The organism is Pseudomonas allii (assembly GCF_055380095.1).
Genome location: NZ_AP039450.1, coordinates 75,610 through 99,011, shown reverse-complemented (window position 1 = coordinate 99,011; position 23,402 = coordinate 75,610). Strand labels below are relative to the sequence as shown.

Annotated in this window: 22 protein-coding genes; 9 read left to right on the top strand and 13 right to left on the bottom strand. The window is 60.5% G+C overall.

Annotated features, from left to right (window positions below):
- The first annotated feature begins 47 nt into the window (after positions 1-47).
- Genes ACZ445_RS00485 through ACZ445_RS00470 form a run of 4 tightly spaced genes read left to right on the top strand, consistent with a single transcriptional unit; the run spans position 48 to position 3,544 of the window.
- Positions 48-1,196 carry an ABC transporter permease gene (locus ACZ445_RS00485; protein WP_464707893.1) on the top strand — a complete coding sequence of 383 codons (1,149 nt, stop codon included), beginning with the start codon at positions 48-50 and terminating at the stop codon, positions 1,194-1,196.
- Entirely contained in the window at positions 1,193-1,996 is an 804-nt protein-coding gene (locus ACZ445_RS00480; protein WP_058424443.1) for an ABC transporter ATP-binding protein, read from the top strand. The genes ACZ445_RS00485 and ACZ445_RS00480 overlap by 4 nt, the downstream gene beginning before the upstream one ends.
- Before the next feature lies 1 nt (position 1,997).
- The gene (locus ACZ445_RS00475; protein WP_310862926.1) at positions 1,998-2,936 is read left to right on the top strand and encodes an MlaD family protein; all 939 of its coding nucleotides are present in this window, start codon (positions 1,998-2,000) and stop codon (positions 2,934-2,936) included.
- Positions 2,933-3,544 (top strand): ABC-type transport auxiliary lipoprotein family protein, encoded by a 612-nt coding sequence (locus ACZ445_RS00470; protein WP_179029878.1) that lies wholly within the window; start codon positions 2,933-2,935, stop codon positions 3,542-3,544. The genes ACZ445_RS00475 and ACZ445_RS00470 overlap by 4 nt, the downstream gene beginning before the upstream one ends.
- Before the next feature lie 92 nt (positions 3,545-3,636).
- Here the strand turns inward: ACZ445_RS00470 and ACZ445_RS00465 are convergent, their stop codons facing one another.
- The 5 genes from ACZ445_RS00465 to ACZ445_RS00445 form a co-directional block, all read right to left on the bottom strand.
- The gene (locus tag ACZ445_RS00465; RefSeq protein WP_010207849.1) at positions 3,637-4,866 is read right to left on the bottom strand and encodes a nucleoside recognition domain-containing protein; all 1,230 of its coding nucleotides are present in this window, start codon (positions 4,864-4,866) and stop codon (positions 3,637-3,639) included.
- A 98-nt stretch (positions 4,867-4,964) separates the two neighbouring features.
- Positions 4,965-6,296, bottom strand: coding sequence for a glutamate/aspartate:proton symporter GltP (gene gltP / locus ACZ445_RS00460; RefSeq protein WP_464707891.1), 1,332 nt, complete (start codon positions 6,294-6,296; stop codon positions 4,965-4,967).
- A gap of 726 nt (positions 6,297-7,022) precedes the next feature.
- The gene (locus ACZ445_RS00455) at positions 7,023-7,490 is read right to left on the bottom strand and encodes an inhibitor of vertebrate lysozyme family protein (protein ID WP_058424439.1); all 468 of its coding nucleotides are present in this window, start codon (positions 7,488-7,490) and stop codon (positions 7,023-7,025) included.
- Positions 7,491-7,492: 2 nt separating this feature from the next.
- Complete coding sequence (locus ACZ445_RS00450; protein WP_003170804.1) at positions 7,493-7,657, bottom strand: DUF1328 domain-containing protein; 165 nt, start codon at positions 7,655-7,657, stop codon at positions 7,493-7,495.
- Between the two features lie 74 nt (positions 7,658-7,731).
- Positions 7,732-8,016: a hypothetical protein gene (locus tag ACZ445_RS00445; protein ID WP_058424470.1), complete on the bottom strand. Its 285-nt coding sequence runs from the start codon at positions 8,014-8,016 to the stop codon at positions 7,732-7,734.
- 379 nt (positions 8,017-8,395) lie between these two features.
- Here ACZ445_RS00445 and algB point away from each other — a divergent pair, with 379 nt between their 5' ends.
- Together algB and ACZ445_RS00435 are read left to right on the top strand one after the other, a co-directional pair.
- Positions 8,396-9,742 (top strand): sigma-54-dependent response regulator transcription factor AlgB, encoded by a 1,347-nt coding sequence (algB, locus tag ACZ445_RS00440; protein WP_058424438.1) that lies wholly within the window; start codon positions 8,396-8,398, stop codon positions 9,740-9,742.
- Positions 9,743-9,752: 10 nt separating this feature from the next.
- Complete coding sequence (locus tag ACZ445_RS00435) at positions 9,753-11,540, top strand: KinB sensor domain-containing domain (protein ID WP_058424437.1); 1,788 nt, start codon at positions 9,753-9,755, stop codon at positions 11,538-11,540.
- Here the strand turns inward: ACZ445_RS00435 and ACZ445_RS00430 are convergent.
- The 6 genes from ACZ445_RS00430 to ACZ445_RS00405 form a co-directional block, all read right to left on the bottom strand.
- Positions 11,537-12,313, bottom strand: a complete 777-nt coding sequence (locus ACZ445_RS00430; protein ID WP_058424436.1) for an N-acetylmuramoyl-L-alanine amidase — start codon at positions 12,311-12,313, stop codon at positions 11,537-11,539. The genes ACZ445_RS00435 and ACZ445_RS00430 overlap by 4 nt on opposite strands.
- Positions 12,314-12,401: 88 nt before the next feature.
- Positions 12,402-14,444, bottom strand: coding sequence for a GGDEF domain-containing protein (locus tag ACZ445_RS00425; protein WP_464707889.1), 2,043 nt, complete (start codon positions 14,442-14,444; stop codon positions 12,402-12,404).
- The gene (locus ACZ445_RS00420; RefSeq protein WP_058424434.1) at positions 14,441-15,319 is read right to left on the bottom strand and encodes an endonuclease/exonuclease/phosphatase family protein; all 879 of its coding nucleotides are present in this window, start codon (positions 15,317-15,319) and stop codon (positions 14,441-14,443) included. The genes ACZ445_RS00425 and ACZ445_RS00420 overlap by 4 nt, the downstream gene beginning before the upstream one ends.
- 10 nt (positions 15,320-15,329) lie before the next feature.
- Entirely contained in the window at positions 15,330-15,965 is a 636-nt protein-coding gene (gene dsbA, locus ACZ445_RS00415) for a thiol:disulfide interchange protein DsbA (RefSeq protein WP_033899253.1), read from the bottom strand.
- Positions 15,966-16,133: 168 nt separating this feature from the next.
- On the bottom strand, positions 16,134-16,745 hold the full coding sequence (locus tag ACZ445_RS00410; RefSeq protein WP_058424433.1) for a c-type cytochrome: 612 nt from the start codon (positions 16,743-16,745) through the stop codon (positions 16,134-16,136).
- A gap of 34 nt (positions 16,746-16,779) precedes the next feature.
- Entirely contained in the window at positions 16,780-17,082 is a 303-nt protein-coding gene (locus ACZ445_RS00405) for a c-type cytochrome (RefSeq protein ID WP_058424432.1), read from the bottom strand.
- A 192-nt stretch (positions 17,083-17,274) separates the two neighbouring features.
- On the opposite strand from ACZ445_RS00405, the gene yihA reads away from it, so the two are divergent.
- On the top strand, positions 17,275-17,916 hold the full coding sequence (yihA, locus tag ACZ445_RS00400) for a ribosome biogenesis GTP-binding protein YihA/YsxC (RefSeq protein ID WP_010207832.1): 642 nt from the start codon (positions 17,275-17,277) through the stop codon (positions 17,914-17,916).
- A gap of 269 nt (positions 17,917-18,185) precedes the next feature.
- Here yihA and polA read toward each other — a convergent pair whose 3' ends face one another.
- Positions 18,186-20,963 carry a DNA polymerase I gene (gene polA, locus ACZ445_RS00395; protein WP_464707888.1) on the bottom strand — a complete coding sequence of 926 codons (2,778 nt, stop codon included), beginning with the start codon at positions 20,961-20,963 and terminating at the stop codon, positions 18,186-18,188.
- Between the two features lie 74 nt (positions 20,964-21,037).
- On the opposite strand from polA, the gene ACZ445_RS00390 reads away from it, so the two are divergent.
- Together ACZ445_RS00390 and ACZ445_RS00385 are read left to right on the top strand one after the other, a co-directional pair.
- Positions 21,038-21,328 carry a DUF2782 domain-containing protein gene (locus ACZ445_RS00390; protein ID WP_058424430.1) on the top strand — a complete coding sequence of 97 codons (291 nt, stop codon included), beginning with the start codon at positions 21,038-21,040 and terminating at the stop codon, positions 21,326-21,328.
- Positions 21,329-21,384: 56 nt separating this feature from the next.
- Complete coding sequence (locus ACZ445_RS00385) at positions 21,385-22,338, top strand: homoserine kinase (protein WP_464707887.1); 954 nt, start codon at positions 21,385-21,387, stop codon at positions 22,336-22,338.
- Between the two features lie 127 nt (positions 22,339-22,465).
- On the opposite strand, the gene ACZ445_RS00380 is transcribed toward ACZ445_RS00385, so the two are convergent.
- A complete protein-coding gene (locus tag ACZ445_RS00380; RefSeq protein WP_058424428.1) occupies positions 22,466-23,395 on the bottom strand; it encodes a zinc ABC transporter substrate-binding protein ZnuA in 930 nt (309 codons plus the stop codon).
- Positions 23,396-23,402: the final 7 nt, after the last annotated feature.

Sequence of the window (23,402 nt, the reverse complement as noted above, 5' to 3'; positions counted from 1 at the left end):
CGTGCTATTACGTAGGAATTGTGGATAGCCAAACAAGCTCGGAGCTTATGACCACCAGCACGACGGCCGGCGCAGCCCACCTCGATACGTCCACCACCCCGCCACAACTGCGGATTACGGGGGACTGGACACTTGCCCACTATGCCAACCTGAAAAAGCTGTCGGACAAGCTCGACGGCCAATACGACGCCGGCGCGCGCATCGACCTCAACGGCCTCGGCGCCCTGGATACGGCCGGCGCCTCGTTGCTGATGGAACTGCTGGGACCGAGCCGCATCGAGCAGTCCGCCGAGCAGACCGATTGCAGCTTGTCTGCCGCCGACCGCGCGCTGCTCAAGACCGTCTACCGCTCCCTGAATGATTTTTGCGTGCCGGAAAAAGCCCCGGAAGAAGCGGCGGGTATCCAGGTCCTCGCACGCATCGGCCGAGCAGTGGACACCGTCTGGCAGGACACCAAGAAACTCTTGGGTTTCGTCGGCCTGATTCTCGAAACCTTCGCCCGTAGCATTTTGCGCCCCAAGCGCTGGCGCGTGACGCCCATGGTTGCGCACCTCGAACAGGTCGGACTGGATGCCGCGCCCATCGTGGCTTTGCTGACGTTCCTGGTGGGTGCGGTAGTAGCCTTCCTCGGCGCCACCGTGCTCAAGAGCTTCGGTGCGACGATCTTCACGGTGGACCTGGTGGCGTTCTCTTTCCTACGGGAATTCGGCGTCTTGCTCACCGCGATCCTGATCGCCGGCCGCACCGCCAGTGCCTTTACCGCACAGATCGGCTCGATGAAGGCCAACGAAGAAATCGACGCGATCCGCACCCTGGGCCTGGACCCAATGGAGCTGCTGGTCCTGCCCCGCGTGCTGGCACTGCTGGTGGCGCTGCCGATGCTAACGTTCCTGGCGATGCTCTCGGGCATCATCGGCGGCGGCGTGGTATGCGCGGTGGCGCTGGATATTTCGCCGGCGATGTTTCTCTCGCTGCTGCAATCGGACATTGGCGTGCAGCACTTCCTGGTGGGCATGGTGAAAGCGCCGATCTTTGCGTTCCTGATCGCTGCGATTGGTTGCCTGGAAGGCTTCAAGGTCAGCGGCAGCGCTGAATCAGTCGGCGCCCACACCACCTCCAGCGTGGTGCAATCGATCTTTGTGGTGATCGTGATGGATGCTGTCGCCGCGCTGTTCTTTATGGAGATGGGCTGGTGAGTCGTCTACACCGAGCGCCCAGTGAGGCGGTGATTGAAGTGCGCGGCCTGTGCAATCGCTTTGGCAGCCAGAGCGTGCATGAAAACCTTGACCTGGATTTGTACAAGGGCGAGATCCTCGCAGTGGTTGGCGGCTCCGGCAGCGGCAAGTCGGTGCTGTTGCGCAGCATTGTCGGCCTGCGTCGTCCCAGCGAAGGTGAGGTGCGGGTGTTCGGCAAGAACCTGCCGAGCCTGCCGGAGCACGAACGCTCGATGGTGGAACGACGCTTTGGCGTACTGTTCCAGAAGGGCGCGCTGTTTTCCTCGCTGACCGTTACCGAAAACGTTGCACTGCCCTTGATCGAACACGCCGGCCTCAGCCGTCGCGACGCCGAGCACTTGGCCGCGGTCAAGCTGGCCCTGGCCGGGCTGCCGCTGTCGGCGGCCGACAAATACCCGGCCTCGCTGTCCGGCGGCATGATCAAGCGCGCCGCCCTGGCCCGCGCGTTGGCCCTGGACCCGGACATTCTGTTCCTCGACGAACCCACCGCCGGCCTCGACCCGATCGGCGCGGCGCAATTCGACCAACTGATCCTGACCCTGCGCGATGCACTGGGCCTGAGCGTGTTCCTGGTCACCCACGACCTGGACACGCTGTACACCATTACCGACCGCGTGGCGGTGCTGGCACAAAAGAAAGTGCTGGTGGCCGATGCCATCGATGTTGTCTCGGAAACCGACGACGCGTGGATCCACGAATATTTCCACGGCCCCCGTGGCCGCGCGGCATTGGATGCCGCTCAATCGCTCAACGAGGTATGAAATGGAAACCCGAGCCCATCATGTGATGATCGGTCTGTTCAGCGTGATCGTGGTGGTCGGCGCGATGCTGTTCGGCCTGTGGCTGGCCAAGTCCAGCGTCGACAGCGCCTTCCAGGACTACGAAGTGATCTTCAACGAGGCGGTCAGCGGGCTGTCCCAAGGCAGTTCGGTGCAGTACAGCGGGATCAAGGTGGGCGATGTGATCAGCCTGAGCCTGGACCCCAAGGACCCGCGCCGCGTGCTGGCGCGCATCCGCCTGGCCGGGCAGACGCCGGTCAAGGAGGACACCCAGGCCAAGCTCGCCCTGACCGGCATCACCGGCACCTCGATCATCCAGCTCAGTGGCGGCACCCCACAGAGCCCCGAGCTCAAGGGCAAGGACGGCAACCTGCCGCAGATCATCGCCTCGCCATCGCCCATCGCGCGCTTGCTCAACAACAGCAACGACCTGATGACCAGCGTCAATCTGCTGTTGCACAACGCCAACCACATGTTCTCCCGCGAGAACGTCGAACGCCTGAGCAACACCCTGGAGAATCTGCAGCAAACTACCGGCGCCATTACTGACCAGCGTGGCGATATCAAGGTGGTGATGCAGCAACTGATGCAGGTGAGCAAACAGGCGACTGCCGCCCTGGAACAGACCACCGTGCTCATGCGCAACGCCAATGGCTTGCTCAACGAACAAGGCAAGCAGGCCTTCGGCAGCGCCGAACAGGCCATGAAATCCCTTGAACAAAGCACCGCGACCATCAACACCTTGCTGACCAACAACAAGGACTCGGTGAACAGCGGTATGCAAGGTCTCAACGAACTGGCGCCGGCCGTGCGCGAGCTGCGCGAAACCCTCGGTTCGTTGCGCGCCATCTCCCGCCGCCTGGAAGCCAACCCCAGCGGTTACCTGCTGGGCAGCGACAAGAACAAGGAGTTCACGCCATGAAGCGTGCTTACCAACTAGTTGCCCCTCTAGCACTGGCGCTCATGAGCGCATGTTCGATTCTGCCCAAGGCCGACCCGTCGGACGTGTATCGCCTCGCGTCGGCGCAGACCACCAGCCAGGGCGCGCCGGTCAGTTGGTCGCTGCGCGTGAACAAGCCGCAGACCAGCGAGTTTCTCGACAGCCCACGCATCGCCGTGGTGCCCAATGGCGACCTGATCAGCAGCTATGCCAACTCGCGCTGGAGCGACCCGACGCCGGTGCTGCTGCGCAACCGCTTCATGGACGGCTTCCAGCGCGATGGCAGGGTGACGCTGCTGAGTACCGACGACACCAACCTGCAGTCCGACTATGAACTGGGCGGGCAATTGCAGGCGTTCCAGAGTGAATATCACGGCAGTGCGGTTGAGGTGGTGATTCGCCTGGACGCGCGCCTGGTGCGCGGGCGTGATCAGCGGATTATTGCCAGCCGACGGTTTGAGGTGAGGCAACCGGTCAGCGACACCAAGGTGCCGGCGGTGGTCGCCGGGTTTGGGCAGGCGGGGGATCAGTTGAATAAGCAGGTGGTGGATTGGGTGGTTCAGCAAGGCAATAGTGCAGCTAAACACTGAAGGCCTCATCGGGGGCAAGCCCCCTCCCACAGGTTGATCTGTGAACACATTCAAATGTGGGAGGGGGCTTGCCCCCGATAGCAATCCGAGCCTTAACCGAAGAACCAGTAACACACCGCAATCGCTGCCACCACACCGGCAAACTCCGCCAACAACGCACAGCCCACGGCATGCCTGGCCCGCTGAATACCCACCGAACCAAAGTACACCGCCAACACATAGAAGGTGGTCTCGGTACTGCCCTGAATCGTCGCCGCCACCAACGCCGGGAAGCTGTCCACACCCTGGGTCTGCATGGTCTCGATCAACATCGCCCGCGCGGCGCTGCCGGAGAACGGCTTGACCATCGCGGTCGGCAACGCATCGACAAAGCGCGTGTCCATGCCGGTCCAGGCGACCACATGACGAATGCCTTCGAGGCCGAAGTCCAACGCGCCCGAGGCTCGCAACACTCCGACGGCGCAGAGCATCGCCACCAGGTACGGCAGCAGGTTCTTGGCTACGTCAAAGCCTTCCTTGGCGCCTTCGACAAACGCCTCGTAGACCTTGACCTTGCGCAGCGCACCGATCACCAGGAACAGCATGATCAGGCCAAACAATGTGAGGTTGCCGAGGATCGAGGACAACCCGGCCAGCGCCGTGGCGGAGAGGGTCGCCAGCAGCGCCATAAAGCCGCCCAATACCAACGCACCAGGAATCAGATACGCCAGCACCACCGGGTCCCATAGCCGCAGGCGCTGCATGATCGCCACCGAGAGCAGCCCCACCAGCGTGGATGCACTGGTCGCCAGCAGAATCGGCAGGAACACCAGCGTCGGGTCCGCCGCACCTTGCTGGGCGCGGTACATGAAGATGGTCACCGGCAACAGCGTCAACGACGACGCGTTGAGCACCAGGAACAGGATCTGCGCGTTACTGGCGGTGTTGGGGATGGGGTTTAGTTCCTGCAACGCCTTCATGGCCTTGAGGCCGATGGGGGTGGCGGCGTTGTCCAGGCCCAGGCCGTTGGCGGCGAAGTTGAGGGTGATCAGGCCGATGGCCGGATGCCCGGCAGGCACTTCCGGCATCAAACGGCGGAACAGCGGGCCGAGGGCCTTGGCCAGCCAATCGACGATCCCGGCTTTTTCGGCGATGCGCAGAAAGCCCAGCCACAATGTCAGGGTGCCAAACAGCAGCACCATGACTTCCACCGACAATTTGGCCATGGCGAAAATGCTTTCGACCATCGCCGCAAAAATCCCGGCGTTACCGCCGACCAGCCATTGCGCCAGTGCCGACACCATTGCCACGACAAAGAAGCCAAGCCACAGGCCATTGAGCATCAGTTGAATCCCCCGAAGAATGGGGCGAATGATAGCGGGGCTGGCAGAAACGACAAACCCCGGAATTTTCCGGGGTTTGTCTTTAAGCCGTCACGCTATCAGCTACGGGTGGCCTGGGCGACCGGTGCAGCGGTCCTGGTCCGCCAGTGCGGCAGCGAGTTCCAGTAGCGCTCGCCCTTGGCATCGTCGTACATGCCTTCCCAACGGGAGATCACCAGCACAGCCAGGGCGTTGCCGATCACGTTCAGTGCGGTACGCGCCATGTCCATGATGCGGTCCACACCAGCGATGAACGCCAGGCCTTCCAGCGGAATGCCCACGCTGCCCAGGGTGGCCAGCAGCACCACAAAGGATACGCCCGGTACGCCGGCGATGCCTTTGGAGGTGACCATCAGGGTCAGCACCAGCATCAGTTGCTGACCGATCGACAGGTCGATGCCATACAGCTGGGCAATGAAGATCGCCGCGATGCTCTGGTACAGGGTCGAGCCGTCGAGGTTGAACGAGTAACCGGTCGGCACCACGAAACTGCAGATGGCTTTCGGCGCGCCGTAGGCTTCCATCTTCTCGATCACACGCGGCAACACGGTTTCGGAACTGGCGGTGGAGTAGGCCAGTACCAGCTCATCCTTGAAGATGCGCATCAGCTTGATCACCGAGAAGCCGAACAGACGGGCAATCAGGCCGAGGATCACGAAAGCGAAGAACAGGATGGCGACGTAAACCAGGATCACCAGCTTGGCCAGTGGCAGCAGCGAGGCGAAGCCGAAGTTGGCGACGGTCACCGCGATCAGTGCGAACACGCCGATGGGGGCGTACTTCATGATCATGTGGGTGACTTTGAACATGCTCTCGGACACACCCTGGAACATGGTTACCAGAGGCTCGCGCAGCTCAGGCTTGAGGCTCGACAAGCCAAGGCCGAACAGCACCGAGAAGAAGATGATCGGCAGCATCTCGCCACGGGCAACGGCGGCAAAGATGTTCGACGGGATCAGGTTGAGGATGGTCTGGATGAACGCATGCTCATGCTGCACTTCGGCGGCGGTAGCGGTGTATTTGGAGATGTCGACGGTACCCAGGGTACTCATGTCGATACCCGCGCCCGGGTGGAACAGGTTGGCCAGCAGCAGGCCGACCACGATGGCGATGGTGGTGACGATCTCGAAGTAAAGGATGGTCTTGACGCCGATGCGCCCGAGCTTCTTCGCGTCACCGACACCGGCGATGCCGACAATCAGCGAGGAAATCACAATCGGGATCACGATCATCTTGATCAGGCGGATAAAGATATCGCCCGCTGGCTGCAACACATTGCTGATCCACCAGGCCTTTTCAGCACTGAAATGGTTAAGCACTGCACCGATTGCGATCCCCAGCACCAAACCGATGAGGATCTGCCAGGCGAGGCTTAGCTTTGCCTTCTTCATGTCATTACCCTTACTTCAAGTGAACTTAAGGCAAATGCGCCAGCCGCAACGCTCGAGAGCGAAAAAGTGTGTGCATCTGCCTCCATGGAAGGTCACCGCAGCGTGGCCGAAATGGCTTACTGGCAGGCGAAAAAAGGCGCAACTATTCCCATGCAAGGGGGCGACGTCTAATGCCGTAAACGCCTACCCTATGCCGAATCGGCATGAGATTTTTTAATAATAACTGTCCGAACGGTCAGTTCAAATGTGACATTTTGTCCGACAAAAATGCCGTGAACCGGCCAAACCCGGCTCGCTCAGAGATTCAGGACGTCTCCGCAGACTTGGCGGAAATGCCTGAGAGTTCCACCGTTTAGTGTCGGAAATGTCCTATGGCACCCACCAAAATTTATCGATAGATGGTCTACCCGACACACCAAGTAATGGTTGGGAATGAGCAGAAAGGAAATTTTCGACTAAGGGCTGCATGAGAATAGAAGAAAGAGCGTTAAAGCCCGCCGCAAGTTCAGCAAGCCGATGGCTTGTGAACCTGCGTCGCAGCTTTTCGCCTGACCCGGCCCTTGCGCAGGCACTCCCTGTACCCGTAGGTCACGCCGATCGCAGGTGATCAGAGCAACCCAGCCCCTTGGTCATGCACCGCCCTTGGCGAGCGGTGCAAACAGAAAGAAGCGAGGGCTTCTTTCTATGGACGCCGGCCCCGCAGACAACAAGCGTGTCAGACGGAACCTAGTACCAATTCGGATCTTTCTTCAACTGCTCCATCAGCAGCTTTTGCATGCCTTCATCCGGCTTACCGATAAAGCGGTAATCGGCGTGCCGCGTCGGCGACTTGTCCGCCGGCAGACCGGCCGGGACTTGCACCAACATGGCGTAGGCATCTTCCTTATCGAGGCTGAAGGCAACGATCAGGCGTTTGTTCAGGCAGGTGTCCGCAGTTTCGCAGAGGGGCCCGACCAAATACTTGTCGCCATCTTCTTCCACGGCATTCATCTGCTCGGCCGTGCCGGACAGGTTCATCACCCATTCCGGCAAGCGCTCTTCTTTCTTCACCACACCTTGCCAGGTCTCACGGTATTGCGGGTCCGCGCTGAGCAATTCGTTGGCTCGGGACTGGCCGTCGTTGGCAGCCAACGCCAAGCCGCTGCCGCCCAGTAGCAGGGCGGCAGTAATGGCTTTGAAGGACAAAGTGGTCATGTTCAGCCTCGGCCGCGACGACCAAAGAAGAAGGAAGCGATGAACATCACCAGGAAAACCACAAACAGAATTTTTGCGATACCCGTGGCGGTGCCCGCGATACCACCGAAGCCCAGGACTGCAGCCACAATGGCGATGATCAGAAATGTGATTGCCCAACTCAACATGGTGATTCTCCTTATGCTTCTTTAAGAGGTAACAGCGGTAGTGCTTTGCGGCCACACAAGTGGCCTTTTGGTGCCTAGAACACCCAACGCTCCTGGGATGGCAGCTCACTCAGGGAAGACTCCTGGTCAACCATCCGCAGTTGCGGGGCTGTTGCATCGGCAGCAACACTGCCAACGGAACGGAAATGGGTCTGGGTCATGGCCGGACGTTCGAATTGGGGAATCTGCTGCTGACTCTGCTGCCAATGGCTGAGCTGCTGGCCGCCAATCAACGTGACCATGAGCGCCAGGCTCGCAAATAAGCCTTGTTGCAAATGCAGGGGCGATACACGCAATTGGCTGAGGCTTTGGCGAGTCATGCTGTTGTTCTCCCGCATTCTGATTATTCGTTGGGAGAGCTATTGCAGAGCGCGTGCCAGCTTTTTTACAAAATAAATCTCAATAAAATCATATAGTTATGAATTACAACTTAATCTCCCCCCCAGCATCCTGCACGATGCCCCCTCGGGCGCCGTGCGAAATGCACGATGGCCAGCGGTCGGATCAAGGGATCGAAAACACAAGGGGTGTTGCCGAAGTGGCAAGACGGCATGAAAACGCCATCAACTCGGGGCTTTGTAGGAAGTCATGCAGATACCTGCACGACACAGCTATTTATCGATCAGAATAAACCATGCAACTTGCCCGATTATTCCGGGACTAAACACCATCATTCATAGTTTAAGGAGCGCGGGACAGATGGAATCAGCCAAGGAACTTCAAGGCCGCATTCTTTTAGTGGACGACGAGTCCGCGATCCTCCGCACCTTCCGTTATTGCCTGGAAGATGAAGGCTACACCGTCGCCACTGCGAACAGCGCGGCCCAGGCCGATGCCTTGATGCAGCGCCAGGTGTTCGACCTGTGCTTTCTGGACTTGCGCCTGGGTGAAGACAATGGCCTGGATGTGCTGGCTCAGATGCGAATTCAGGCGCCATGGATGCGCGTGGTGATCGTCACCGCGCATTCGGCCGTCGATACTGCGGTCGATGCGATCCAGGCCGGCGCCGCCGACTACCTGGTAAAGCCCTGCAGCCCGGATCAACTGCGCCTGGCCACCGCCAAACAGTTGGAAGTGCGCCAACTGTCTGCGCGGCTCGAAGCCCTTGAGGGCGAAGTGCGCCAGCCTAAAGACGGCCTCGACTCTCACAGTCCGTCGATGATGGTGGTGCTGGAAACGGCGCGCCAAGTGGCTGGTACAGATGCGAACATCCTGATCCTTGGCGAGTCCGGCACCGGTAAAGGTGAACTGGCCCGCGCTATTCACGGTTGGAGCAAGCGCTCGAAAAAATCCTGCGTGACCATTAACTGCCCGTCGCTGACGGCAGAACTGATGGAAAGCGAGCTGTTCGGCCATAGCCGAGGGGCGTTTACCGGCGCCAGTGAAAGCACGTTAGGCCGCGTCAACCAAGCGGACGGCGGCACGCTTTTTCTCGACGAGATCGGCGACTTTCCTCTCACATTGCAACCCAAGTTGCTGCGATTTATCCAGGACAAGGAGTACGAGCGTGTGGGTGACCCCGTCACCCGCCGTGCCGATGTGCGCATCCTCGCCGCCACTAACCTGAACCTGGAAGACATGGTCCGCGACGGCCGCTTCCGTGAAGACTTGCTGTACCGCCTCAATGTAATCACCTTGCATCTACCGCCATTGCGCGAGCGCAGTGAAGACATCCTGACTCTGGCCGACCGGTTCCTGGCGCGCTTCGTCAAGGAATATGCCCGACCAGCACGCGGTTTCAGCGATGAAGCGCGCGAAGCGCTGCTCAATTACCGCTGGCCAGGCAACATCCGCGAACTGCGCAACGTAGTGGAGCGCGCCAGCATCATTTGCCCGCAGGAGAAGGTGGAAATCAGCCACCTGGGCATGGCCGAACAACCTAGCAACAATGCCCCACGCATCGGCGCGGCACTCAGCCTGGACCAGTTGGAGAAAGCCCATATCGGCGCGGTACTCGCTACCAGCGACACTCTGGACCAGGCGGCCCGCACCCTGGGCATCGACGCGTCGACCCTGTATCGCAAACGCAAACAGTACAACCTGTGAGCTGCACCCTATGAAGTTAGCGATGAAGTTGCGCACTCGGTTATTCCTGAGCATCTCAGCGCTGATTACCGTCGCCCTGCTGGGTTTGATCCTGGGCCTGGTGAGCGTCATGCAAATGGCCAAGACCCAAGAGTCCCTGATTCGCAGCAATTTCGTCACCCTGGACCTGGGCCTCAAGCTACGCCAGAGCCTGGGCGATCAATTGATCATGATGCTGGAGGAGCGCCCGGACCCCGCGGCGCTGCAAACCTCCAAGCAACGCTATTTCGATCTGCTGGATCAGGGTATTGCCCATGAACAACGCGACGGTCGCGGGACGGGCTTCAGCCAGGCTCGAGGCCAGTATCAGGCGCTGCTTGAGGCCTTTGACGAATCCCAGCAACCGTCGCCCCCGCCCGGCGCCAAGGACAAGCTCACCAACACCTTCAACGCGCTGCGCAATGGCCTGATCGCCGAACACAAGCAAGCCCTGGAAAACATCAGCAACAGCGAGCACAAGTCCCGCGAGCGCGCGTTGTTGATTGCCGGACTGCTGGGGTTGGTGGGGCTTGCCGTGCTGATCATCGGATTTGTGACGGCCCATGGCATCGCCCGGCGTTTTGGTGGACCGATCGAAGCGCTGGCCAAAGCGGCAGACAAGATCGGACAAGGGGATTTCGAGGTAACACTGCCGATCTCGTCGGCAGCAGAGATGAACCAGCTGACCCGCCGCTTCGGCATCATGGCCGAGGCGCTGCGCCAGCATCAGGCAACCAATGTCGATGAACTGCTGGCCGGCCAGCAGCGCCTGCAGGCCGTACTCGACAGCATCGACGATGGCCTGCTGATGATTGACCGCCAAGGCCGCCTGGAGCACCTCAACCCTGTGGCCCAACGCCAACTGGGCTGGGACGAGGAGCGCCTCGGCCAAGGCCTGGGCGAAGCCTTGTCGCGCCCGGAGCTGGATGAGCAGCTGCAACTGGTGCTGCGCGGCGGCAACCTGGAGCGCGCGCCGGACGACCTGGAAGTGGAGGTCGAGGGCGAACTGCGCCTGCTGACCTACAGCCTGACCCCGGTGAGCCATACCCAGGGGCATATCCTCGGCGCAGTGATGGTGCTGCATGACGTAACAGAACAACGCGCCTTCGAGCGGGTGCGCAGTGAGTTCGTATTGCGTGCCTCCCATGAACTGCGTACGCCGGTGACCGGCATGCATATGGCCTTCGGCCTGTTCCGCGAGCGTGCGAAATTCCCGGCGGAGTCCCGCGAAGCGGACTTGCTGGATACCGTCAATGAAGAGATGCAGCGCTTGATGCAGTTGATCAACGACCTGCTCAACTTTTCGCGCTATCAGAATGGCCTGCAGAAACTCACGCTGGGGCCGTGCGACGTCACCGATCTGCTCGAACACGCTCGCGCACGCTTCGCCGAGCCCGCCAATGCACAAAACATTGAGCTACTGGTGGAAACCCAATCGGACCTGCCTCGGCTATATGCAGACCAGGCCCAACTGGAACGGGTGCTCGACAACCTGCTGGGCAATGCTCTGCGCCACACCACCGCGGGCGGGCAGATACGCCTGCAAGCACGCCGCCATGGCGAGCGAGTGATCGTCAGCGTAGAGGATAACGGCGAAGGCATCGCCTATGGACAGCAGGGGCGGATCTTCGAGCCCTTTGTCCAGGTGGGCCGCAAGAAAGGCGGCGCCGGCCTGGGGCTGGCGCTGTGCAAGGAAATCGTGCAATTGCACGGCGGCCGCATGGGCGTGTACTCGCGACCGGGGCAGGGCACTCAGTTCTATATGGCGTTGCCGCTCTAGCTTCGGTTCAACGCGCGCAGGATCGCGGCACTTTCCGCATCCGGCGTGCCATCAAACAGCGACGGCCGGAAATGCATCTGGAACGCCGCGATCACATGGCGCGTGGCGACATCCAGCTCGCCGGTCTGCGGCGTCTGGTAGCCCAGGCGGGCCAGCTCCTCCTGGAACCAGGTAATGCTCGGCAGTTCAGCGGCGTATTGCACCTGGAAACGTGCAACGGCAGTGGCGTCCGGCCAAACACCCAACCCTTCGGCGGCCAGCCGCTTCCAGGGGAACAACGGGCCCGGATCAAGCTTGCGCAACGGCGCAATATCACTGTGGCCAATTATGTTCTTGGGGTCGATGCCGTTGCGTTTGCTGATGTCCTTGAGCAACACCACCAGGGACTTCACCTGCGCCTCTGAGTACGGGTACCACAAGCGGCCCGTAGGTGTGTCCTGGTAGCCTGGGTTCACGATCTCGATGCCAATGGAGCTGGAGTTGAGCCAAGTGCGCCCCATCCACTCGCTCTCCCCGGCATGCCAGGCGCGCTGGTTCTCGTCCACCAGCTTGTAGATGGTGGCCGAGGCGTCGTCACCGATCAGGTAATGGCTGCTGACCTGGCCATGGGTGAGCAATGCCAGGGAGCGTTCAAGGTTGGTGGAGGTGTAATGCACGACCACGAACTGCACGCGGTTGTCGTGATTCACCGAAGGGTGGCTGGTGTTCAGGCGAGGGCCGCTGGCACAGCCTGCGAGCAGAAGGAACACAAAAGCGAAGTACAAGGATTTCATGGCGGTAGACGTTACGCAGAAGACGATAATGCAACAGTGTAACGTACCGCTCGCCAACCAGCGGTCAAATCACAAAATGGAACATCTTTCAGGCGGCCTGTACCTGGTTGCGCCCCGCGGCCTTGGCCCGATACAACGCTTCGTCGGCACGCTTGAGCGCCAGGTCACTGCGCTCTCCCGTCTGGAACTGCGCCACGCCCATGGACACGGTGATCGTCACCGGCTCGCCCTTGAAGTGAAACGGGCACGCTTCAATCGCCGCACGCAACACCTCGCCCACGGCCAGGGCATCCGCCAGGGACGAGTCGGGCATCAGCAACACAAACTCTTCACCACCAAAGCGCGCGATAAAGTCGGTCGGGCGCAGGCGCTTGCGCAGCACGTTGGCGATGATCTTCAGCACCTTGTCGCCGGCGAGGTGGCCGTAGCCATCGTTGATACGCTTGAAGTGATCCAAGTCCAGCATCGCCAACGACAGGTTATTGCCGCGCTGGTGCCAGGTGTTCACCTCATAATCAAGGCGTTCGCTCCAGGCTGCGCGGTTGGGCAGGCCCGTGAGCGGATCGATCAACGCCTTCTGGCGCTGCACCTCCAGGTGCTCGCGATAGCCCTGGGCTTCCTGCTCCATGTTGGCAACCCGCTCAGCCAAGCCTTTGAGGCGGGCCGCCGTCTCCTGCTCACGTAGGTCGCGCTGCTGCTGGTGCTCATCCATGGTGCCGAGCAGCCCCTCAAGATGGCTTTCCAACACGTGCTTGAGGCTGTCCAGGTCGGCGGCTTCCTGCACGCTGCTTTGCAGGCCATCGACCTGTTCGCGGATCTGCGTGTCCAGCTCTCGAGCGGCGGAGCGGCTGTCGGCATGCCCCTCGCTGGCGACTTGCAAGTGGCCCTGGAACGCCTCGAGGCGCTCGTTGAGCTGTTTGAGGTAAGCCTCGAACTCATGCTGGCCGCTGTCAGTGATCGCCAGCATCAAGACTGCCAGGTCGTCGAGGATCGGCAACAGCTCGTACCAATTCAAGCCGTGGGCCAGGCGCTCGCGCATGGCTTCGGCCTGGGGGCGGTGACGCTCGGGTAACGAGAGTTCTTCGAGCAGGCCGAGCAGGGTGTCTTCGATATGCTTGGCCACGGAGCTGTAGGACGGCTCCGGTGAGTCGGGCAGGGCATAGGCTCCATCCACTTGCAGCTCGTCAGGATCAGGCTCCTCCAGCACTGGAGGGAGCGACAAGCTGCCAATGGTGGTCTCATCCAGGGTCTCGACCTGAACTTCAGGCGTTTCGATGAAGGCGGCGAGGGCGCTTTCCGCTGCAGGTTCTTCGACTTGAGGCTTAGGCTCGACACGCGCTACGGGCGTCTCAATAGCTGCGGCTTGAGGCGGGGCTTCATAGACGAAGGTTTCGCTGGAGGGCTCGGCCACCTGGGCGGGGGCCACGGGCTGGATGACAGGAGCGACCGTTTCTTGAGGCTGCGGCGCAAAGGCACGCAACGCTTGCGTCAGTTCCTCGGATTGCTCGGACGGCTGTGACTCGACAGCAACTGGCTTGGCTGCCTCAGGCTGCGGGGCCGGTCGGGGCGTCGATTCGTCTGGCACCGCCTCGTTCGCAACTTCCTTGGCGCCGAACAGGCGCTGCAAAAGCCCAGGCCCTGGTCGCGCAGTTTCGCCGTCCGGCTCCAGGTTGTTCAGTGCCTGGCCTTGCAGGCCGCTCAACTCGCTGAGCAACAGCGGGATCTCTCGCGCCTGGCCGACGCGGCCGTCCAACTGCTTGGCGAACGTCTTCAGCGGCCGGGCCACCTCACGGGGCAACGGAAGTTTCTGTAGTTGCGTGACCAGGGACGTCAGCGCGGTGCTGATCTGATCGACCCGAGTTTCGCGGCGCTGCTCGGAGTCCAGCACAGCTTTTTCCAGGCGCGGCAGCAAGGCGGCGAGGGCGGCGTCCATGTCATCGGTACGGACAACGTCGCGCATTTCCTTCATGCATTGGTCGACTGCGCGATCAGTGCCCTCAGCCGCCAGCGTGCTGCGCACCAGTCCACGGCGCAGCAGGTCGAGACGGGCAGCCCAGCGGCGTTCGAGTTTGTCTTGTTGCTCGATGCTCTTGAGGTATTTCTCTTTCCAGCGCTGGGCGTCGTCGCTCATGCAAGGGGTCCGCGGGGGCCTGGGCTCAACGCGGGTAATGCATCAGCCGTGAGCGAACCCGGCAGACGAATCTCTACCGCGACCGGCAGGTGATCGGAGATGGGCTGCGCCAGCACCTGCACACTCTCGAGTGTGAGGGTAGGACTGAGCAGGATATGGTCAAGGCAGCGTTGCGGGCGCCAGCTGGGGAACGTGGCTTCGGCTTGCGGCGCCAGTAGCCCGAGGTCGCGCAACGGAGAATTCTGTAACAGGTCACTGGCGTGGGTATTCATGTCCCCCATCAGCACCTGGTGCTTGTAATTGCCAATCAGCTCTCGGATGTAGGCCAGTTGCATCGTGCGAGTGCGGGCACCCAGTGCCAGGTGCATCATCACGACCACCAGCGCCTCCGGGCCTTCGCCAAAGCGCACGAGGATCGCACCCCGCCCCTTGGGTCCGGGTAACGGGTGATCTTCGATGACTGAGGGCTTCAAGCGACTGAGCACACCATTGCTGTGCTGCGCCAGACGCCCGAGGTTACGGTTGAGCTGCTGATACCAATAAGGGAAGGCACCCAGCTGGGCCAGGTGTTCCACCTGGTTGATATAGCCGGAGCGCATGCTGCCACCATCAGCTTCCTGCAGGGCGACCAGGTCGAAGTCGTTCAGCAGGTTGCCGATTTTTTGCAAGTTGCCGGCACGCCCGTTGTGGGGCAGCAGGTGCTGCCATCCACGGGTGAGGTAATGCCGATACTTCTCGGTACTGATGCCCACCTGGATATTGAAGCTGAGCAGGCGCAGACGACTGTCTGCCGGCAGGCCCGTTGACTCCAGGTGATGTTCGTTGACCTGCGGATCATGCAGGCCAACCACACGTTCGGTACCCCAACGGCGCATGACGGGCCCCTTACTTGGCTGCGCGCTCTTTGGCGATCAGTTGGTCGGCAACATTGAGGGTCTGCTCAGGACCACCGGAAGTGCCCAGGTCGAAACGGTATTTGCCGTTGACGATCATGGTTGGAACGCCTTGCACGCCGTACTTTTGCGCCAGCTCCTTGGCCTGCTTGATCTGGCCTTGGATGGCGAAGGAGTTGAAGGTGGCCAGGAACTTGTCCTTGTCGACACCCTGGGTGGCCACGAAATCAGCCATTTCGTCTGGCTTGGTCAGGCGCTTGCCTTGCTTCTGGATCGCATCGAATACCGCGTTGTGGACTTTGTGCTCGACACCCATGGCTTCCAGGGTCAGGAACAGTTGGCCATGAGCATCCCATGGACCGCCGAACATGGCCGGGATGCGCTTGAAGTTCACATCCTTTGGCAGTTTTTCAACCCATGGGTTGATGGTCGGTTCAAAAGCGTAGCAATGCGGGCAGCCGTACCAGAACAGCTCCACCACTTCGATCTTGCCGGGTTCGGAAACCGGAACCGGGTTGGCCAATTCAACGTAGGTCTTACCGGCTTCAAGCGGCACGTCGGCAGCTTGTGCGGTCATGCCGAAGAGGCTGGCAGTGACGAGAGCGGCGCTGAGGATCAGATTACGCATGCTTTACTCCTGGACAAATAAAGTCGCCTCACGCGACCTTTGTTGTGACAGGTCTACGCGGGCATGAGTTCGTTAGTGTAACGGCACCGGCCACAAAAAAGGGCGGCCTGGGCCACCCTTTTTATGCTTGCATCACGGGATTAATCGAGTGTTAACGTTGCGTGCACCTCAGTGCAGGCCCTGGATGTAGCTGGAGACCGCCGCAATGTCCTCGTCACTCAGCTTGCGGGCGATGGTGCGCATGATCGCCGCGTCGCCATCGTTGGTGCGCCCTGCCTCTTCCTTACGGAAATCGGTCAGCTGCTTGGCGATGTAGGTGGCGTGCTGGCCGCTCAAGTGCGGGAAGCCGGCGGCGGCGATGCCCGCGCCATTGGGCGAATGGCAGCCGGTGCAGGCAGGCAGGCCTTTATCCAGGTCGCCGCCGCGGAACAGTTTCTCGCCGCGGGCCACCAGTTTCGGATCAGCAGCTCCCACACTGCCTTTCTGGCTGGCAAAATACGCCGCGATGTCTGCCAGGTCCTGATCGCTGAGGTTGGTCAACAAGCCGGTCATTTCCAGGACCGTGCGCTTGCCGGACTTGATATCCTGCATCTGCTTGGTCAGGTAACGCTCGCCCTGGCCGGCCAGTTTGGGGAAGTTCGGCGCCGGGCTGTTACCATCCGGTCCATGGCAAGCACCACATACGGCGGCTTTCGCCTGGCCCGCTGTAGCGTCGCCTGCAGCATGGGCAACACCGGTGATGCCCAAGGTCAACAGCAGACTCACGATCAGTTTGTTCATCAGCTAATCCAACTACGGCTAAGGGGTTTAAGAGTTATCTACCGGGTTTACTCACCATCAATTCAATGATGGCCTGGTAATCCTCAGTACTGCAGTCCATGCACAAACCACGCGGCGGCATTGCCTTGAAACCCTGGGTCACGTGTTGCACCAGCGTGTCCATGCCCTGCGCCAGTCTTGGCGCCCAGGCTGCCTGGTCACCCCGTCTGGGGGCGTTGGGCAACTGGCCGGCATGGCAAGCCACGCAAACTCGGTTGTACACCGCTTCCGGATCCTGTGTAGCCTGAGCGCCGTAAAGCGGGACCAGGACACCGATAGCGAGCAACCACTTGGTCATACGTCGACCATTTCAGGGTTTGAGAGCGTTTTGCGTTCTAATGCGCAATAAAGGTCTATCGCTCCCGTGAACTTCATCCTTCGCTGGGACAAAGCACACACAAAATCTGCGGCATTATATACTGGCGCTACTGAAACGGAAACGACACCGCTTGCCGCACCCTTTCTCGGCACCGCCCACATCGGAAATCTCATGCAACTCAAGAATCCCATCCTCGGCCTGTGCCAACAGTCCACGTTCATGCTCAGCGCCGCCAAAGTTGACCAATGCCCCGATGACGAAGGCTTTGAAGTCGCCTTTGCCGGTCGCTCCAATGCCGGCAAGTCCAGCGCGCTGAACACCTTGACTCACGCCAGCCTGGCACGCACCTCGAAAACCCCGGGCCGCACGCAACTCCTCAATTTCTTCAAGCTAGACGATGATCGGCGTCTGGTCGACCTGCCGGGCTACGGTTACGCAAAAGTACCTATCCCGTTGAAGCTGCACTGGCAGCGTCACCTAGAGGCTTACCTGGGGGGCCGGGAGAGTTTGAAAGGTTTGATTCTGATGATGGACATCCGCCATCCGATGACCGATTTTGACCTGTTGATGCTCGATTGGGCGGTCGCCAGCGGCATGCCGATGCATATCCTGCTGACCAAGGCAGACAAGCTCACCTACGGCGCGGCCAAGAACACCTTGCTCAAAGTGCAGTCTGAAATCCGTAAAGGCTGGGGCGACGCCATTACTATCCAGCTGTTCTCGGCGCCAAAGCGCATGGGCTTGGAAGAGGCTTACACCGTGCTGGCTGGATGGATGGAATTGGCGGACAAGGGCGCGGAACTCGCGGAATAACTTTTCTGCAGGCAAAAAAAACCCCGGACTTCGTATGGGGAGGGGAAGTTCGGGGTTCAAGTTCCGGACCGCTAGGGCGGGGTCCAGATATCTGCCAACACTTAACACAACATAGGAGCATTGAAGGGCTTCACCACCCATTCAGTAACTCTGAGTAGCAGTTCACGGGTTAAGTTCCGGCAGGCCAGAAAAACTATTTGAAATAACCGACAGTGATTTCCGCACTAAAGCACTCTGCCACCACTCAACGCGATGGCAGAGCCCGCAAATCAGTGCGCTTCATCCCAGTTATTTCCAACGCCCACTTCCACCAGCAGCGGTACGTCCAGCTTCGCAGCTGCACTCATGTGCTCGCGAATCTTCTCGCTGACCTGTGCAACCAGATCCTCACGCACTTCCAGTACCAATTCATCGTGCACCTGCAGGATCACCTTGGCATCAAGGCCCGAATCGGTCAGCCATTTGTCCACCAGCACCATGGCTTTCTTGATGATGTCTGCCGCCGTGCCCTGCATCGGCGCGTTGATCGCGGTGCGTTCAGCGGCCGCGCGCTCCTGGGGCTTGTTGGAGTTGATGTCGGGCAAGTACAGGCGACGGCCGAAGAAGGTTTCCACGTAGCCTTGGTCTGCCGCCTGGGCGCGGGTGCGCTCCATGTACTCGCGAACCCCGGGATAACGGGCGAAATACACATCGATGTAAGCCTTGGCCGTCTTGGTATCGACGCCGATGTCCTTGCCCAGCTTCTGCGCGCCCATGCCGTAAATCAGACCGAAGTTGATCGCCTTGGCACTGCGGCGCTGGTCGGAGGTGACCTCGCCCAGCTCAACCTTGAACACCTCGGCTGCCGTGGCGGTGTGTACGTCCAGGTTGTGACGGAAGGCGTTCATCAAGCCTTCGTCCTTGGACAGGTGCGCCATGATCCGCAGCTCGATCTGCGAATAGTCCGCCGCAAGCAGCTTATAGCCCTTGGGCGCGACAAATGCCTGGCGAATCCGCCGCCCTTCGGCGGTGCGCACCGGGATGTTCTGCAGGTTCGGATCACTGGAAGACAAGCGACCGGTCGCGGCCACCGCCTGGTGATAGGAGGTGTGGATACGCCCGGTACGCGGGTTGATCTGTTCCGGCAGGCGATCAGTGTAGGTGCTTTTCAGCTTGCTCATGCTGCGGTACTGCATCAGCACCTTGGGCAGCGGGTAGTCATCTTCAGCCAGCTTGGCCAGCACTTCTTCGGCCGTCGACGCCTGGCCCTTGCCGGTTTTCTTCAGCACCGGCAGGCCGAGCTTTTCGTAAAGAATCGCGCCGAGCTGCTTGGGCGAGCCCAGGTTGAACTCCTCGCCGGCGATCTCGAACGCCTGGCGCTCCAGCTCAACCATCTTGTTGCCCAGCTCGATGCTCTGGATACCCAGCAGGTCCTTGTCAACCAGTGCACCCTGGCGCTCGATACGCGCCAGCACCGGTACCAATGGAATCTCGATATCCGTGAGTACACTCGCCAGGCTCGGAATTGCGCTCAATTGGGCAAACAGCGCCTGATGCAAACGCAAAGTCACATCAGCATCTTCCGCCGCATAAGGGCCGGCCTGCTCCAGGGCGATCTGGTCGAAGGTCAACTGCTTGGCGCCCTTGCCGGCGATGTCCTGGAAGGCGACGGTGTCGTAGTCCAGGTACTTCTTGGCCAGGCTGTCCATGTCGTGACGGGTTGCCGTGGAGTTCAGCACATAGGACTCAAGCATGGTGTCGAACGCAATGCCACGCACGGCAATGCCCTGCGCCGGGTCGCCGCCGATAGCGCAATTGGCCAGGATGTTCATATCGAACTTGGCGTGCTGGCCGACTTTGAGCTTGGTCGGGTCTTCCAGCAGCGGTTTCAGGGCCAGCAGCACGGTGTCGCGGTCCAACTGCTCCGGCGCGCCGATGTAGGAATGGGTCAGCGGGATGTAGGCCGCTTCATGGGGCTGCACAGCGAAGGAGACGCCGACCAACTGCGCCTGCTGTGCATCGATACCGGTGGTTTCGGTGTCGAAGGCGAACAACTTCGCGTCGTTGAGCTTCTTCAACCAGGTGTCGAACGTCGCCTGGTCGAGGATGGTAGTGTAGAGGCTCTCTGCCGGCGCTGCCGCCTCAACAGCTTCTTCGGCAACCGGCGCAGCCTTGAGCTCCACACGCTTGGCGTCGCGCTGGATCTCATCAATCCAGCTCTTGAACTCCAGCAACGTGTACAACTCCAGCAGCTTCTCGCGATCCGGCTCGGTCAGGTGCAGGTCATCCAGGCCAACATCCAATGGTACATCACACTTGATCGTCGCCAATTGGTAGGAAAGAAAAGCGCTCTCCCGATGCTCTTCCAGCTTGGCCGGCAACGTCTTGGCGCCACGGATAGGCAGGGTCGGCACAATATCCAGCTGCTCATAAAGCTCTTTAATGCCGCCGTTAACGCCGACCAGCAAGCCGGACGCAGTCTTCGGACCAATACCTGGAACCCCCGGAATGTTGTCGGACGAATCGCCCATCAGCGCCAGATAGTCGATGATCTGCTCGGGAGCGACACCGAATTTCTCCTTCACGCCCTCGATGTCCATCGCGCTACCGGTCATGGTGTTGACCAAGGTAATGTGCCCGTCGACCAGTTGCGCCATGTCCTTGTCACCGGTGGAGATCACCACCGGGCGGTCAGCCGCCGCACTGCTGCGCGCCAGGGTGCCGATCACGTCATCGGCCTCGACGCCTTCGACGCACAGCAACGGGAAGCCCAGCGCGATCACGCTCTGGTGCAACGGCTCGATTTGCACGCGCATATCATCGGGCATGCTCGGGCGGTTGGCCTTGTATTCGGCGTACATGTCATCGCGAAAGGTCCCACCCTTGGCGTCGAACACCACCGCGAAGGGGCTACCCGGGTACTGCTTGCGCAGGCTCTTGAGCATGTTCAACACGCCCTTGACCGCGCCGGTAGGCAGGCCTTTGGAGGTGGTCAGCGGTGGCAACGCGTGGAAGGCGCGGTACAGATAGGAAGAACCGTCCACCAGGACGAGGGGTGCTTGGCTCATGAGCAGAATCAACCTTTTCGGCGGGTCAGGCGCTAGAATAGCCGGACCAATGACGACAAAGGGACAAGGTTATCATGCGTACATTCAATCGCCTGCTGTTGACTGGCTTGATTGCACTCACTCCGATGGCTGCGATGGCGGCGGACAGCGCGCCTTCGGGTGATCCGGAAGTGACCATTCGCACGGAAGGCGACAGAACTATCCAGGAATATCGCCAAAACGGTTTCCTGTACGCGATCAAGGTAACTGTAAAAGGCGCGCCGCCGTATTTCCTGGTGCGCGCGGACGGAACCGATGCGAACTTCATCCGTTCTGACCAGCCGGATATGCTGATCCCGTCATGGAAGATCTTCGAATGGAAATGATTTCTTAACTTCAATTGGCGCCGCGCACCGCGGCGCCCGTACTGGCAGTTTTAACCATGTCTGTGTTCACCCCCCTGGCTCGGCCTGAGCTGGAAACCTTTCTTGCCCCTTACGGCCTCGGCCGCCTGATCGACTTCCAGGGGATTGCCGCCGGTAGCGAAAACACTAATTTTTTTGTCAGACTGGAGCAGGGTGAGTTCGTCCTGACCCTGGTCGAGCGTGGCCCGGTTGCCGAAATGCCGTTTTTCATCGAACTGCTCGACGTGCTCCACGACGCCGACCTGCCGGTGCCTTACGCCCTGCGCACCACCGATGGCGTGGCCTTGCGCGAACTGAAAGGTAAACCGGCGCTGCTGCAACCGCGCCTGGCCGGCAAGCACATCAAGGACACCAACGCCCAGCACTGCGCCCAGGTCGGCGACCTGCTGGGCCATCTGCACCTGGCGACGCAGGGCGAGAAAGTCCTCGAACGCAAGACCGATCGCGGCCTGGACTGGATGCTCAGTGAAGGTGCGCAACTGATTTCGCACCTGAACGACGCGCAGCAGCGCCTGCTGCAAGATGCCCTGACCGAGATCGCAGCGCACAAGGCCGAGATCCTCGCCCTGCCGCGCGCCAACGTGCACGCCGACCTGTTCCGCGACAACGCGATGTTCGAAGGCACGCACCTCACCGGCCTGATCGACTTCTACAACGCCTGCTCCGGCCCTATGTTGTACGACGTGGCAATCGCCCTGAATGACTGGTGCTCGGACGCCGACGGCGTGATTGATGGGCAACGCGCCCGGGCATTGCTGGGGGCGTATGCGGGGCTGCGGCCGTTTACCGCGAAAGAGGCAGAACTGTGGCCGACGATGTTGCGCGTGGCCTGTGTGCGGTTCTGGCTGTCACGCCTGATCGCGGCTGAGTCGTTTGCCGGGCAGGATGTGTTGATCCATGACCCGGCGGAGTTCGAGCATCGGCTGGTGCAGCGTCAGCAGGTCAGCGTGCAACTGCCATTTGCCCTCTAAAGACCCGTGAGATCAAAAAATGTGGGAGGGGGCTTGCCCCCGATTGCAGTGAATCAGTCGACATATTAGTGACTGACACACCGCCATCGGGGGCAAGCCCCCTCCCACATTTAGTCTTCGTTGGCTATCAGAGTGATTCCAGGCAACCCGCCAGATCGTTGCCCAACTTATCCAGCACCTGCTCGTAGCCTTGAGCGGTAGCCGGGGTGTAACCACCCAACGCATCCAACTCCGCCAACTTCACCGGTAACCCGGCAACCAGCGTTTCAGCCAGGCGCGGACGCAACGGCGGCTCACTGAACACGCACGTCTTGCCCACTTCCTGCAAACGAGTGCGCATCGCTGCCACATGCTGGGCGCCCGGCTGGACCTCGGCGGCCACGCTGAACACACCGGCATGCTTGAGCCCATAAGCGTCTTCGAAGTAATCGAAGGCTTCGTGGAACACGAAGTAAGGCTTGCCATCGATCGGAGCAAGGCGGGTTTTCAGGCGAGCATCCAGGGCATCCAGACGCTCGTCGAAGGCTTTCACGTTGCTCTGGTAACGCGCGGCGTTGGCGGGGTCGGCGGCGGCCAGGTCAGTCGCCATACGTGCTGCAATCACACGCGCATTGACGGTCGACAGCCACAGGTGCGCATCGAGGCTGCCTGGACGGTGATCATGGTCATGCTCGTCGGCATCGTCGGCGTGTGAGTGGCTATCTTCGGCAAAACGGCGCAGCTTCATGCCCGGCAGATCCTGCACTGCCACAGTTGCAGCCGTACGACCTTTCAGCACCCGCGGCAGGAAACTCTCCATATCCGGGCCAATCCAGTACAGCAAGTCCACCGACTGCACGCGCCGTACGTCGGATGGTCGTAACGCATAGTTATGCGGCGACGCACCCGGCGGCAACAACACCTCCGGAACCGCCACACCGTCCTGTACAGCCGCTGCGATCAACTGCAACGGCTTGATGCTGGTCAACACCTTGACCTCGGCCTGAGCGGCGCCAGTAATGAACAAACTGGTGACAAATACGACAAAAACGGGAAAAAGTCGGGACACGATGACCACTCAATGG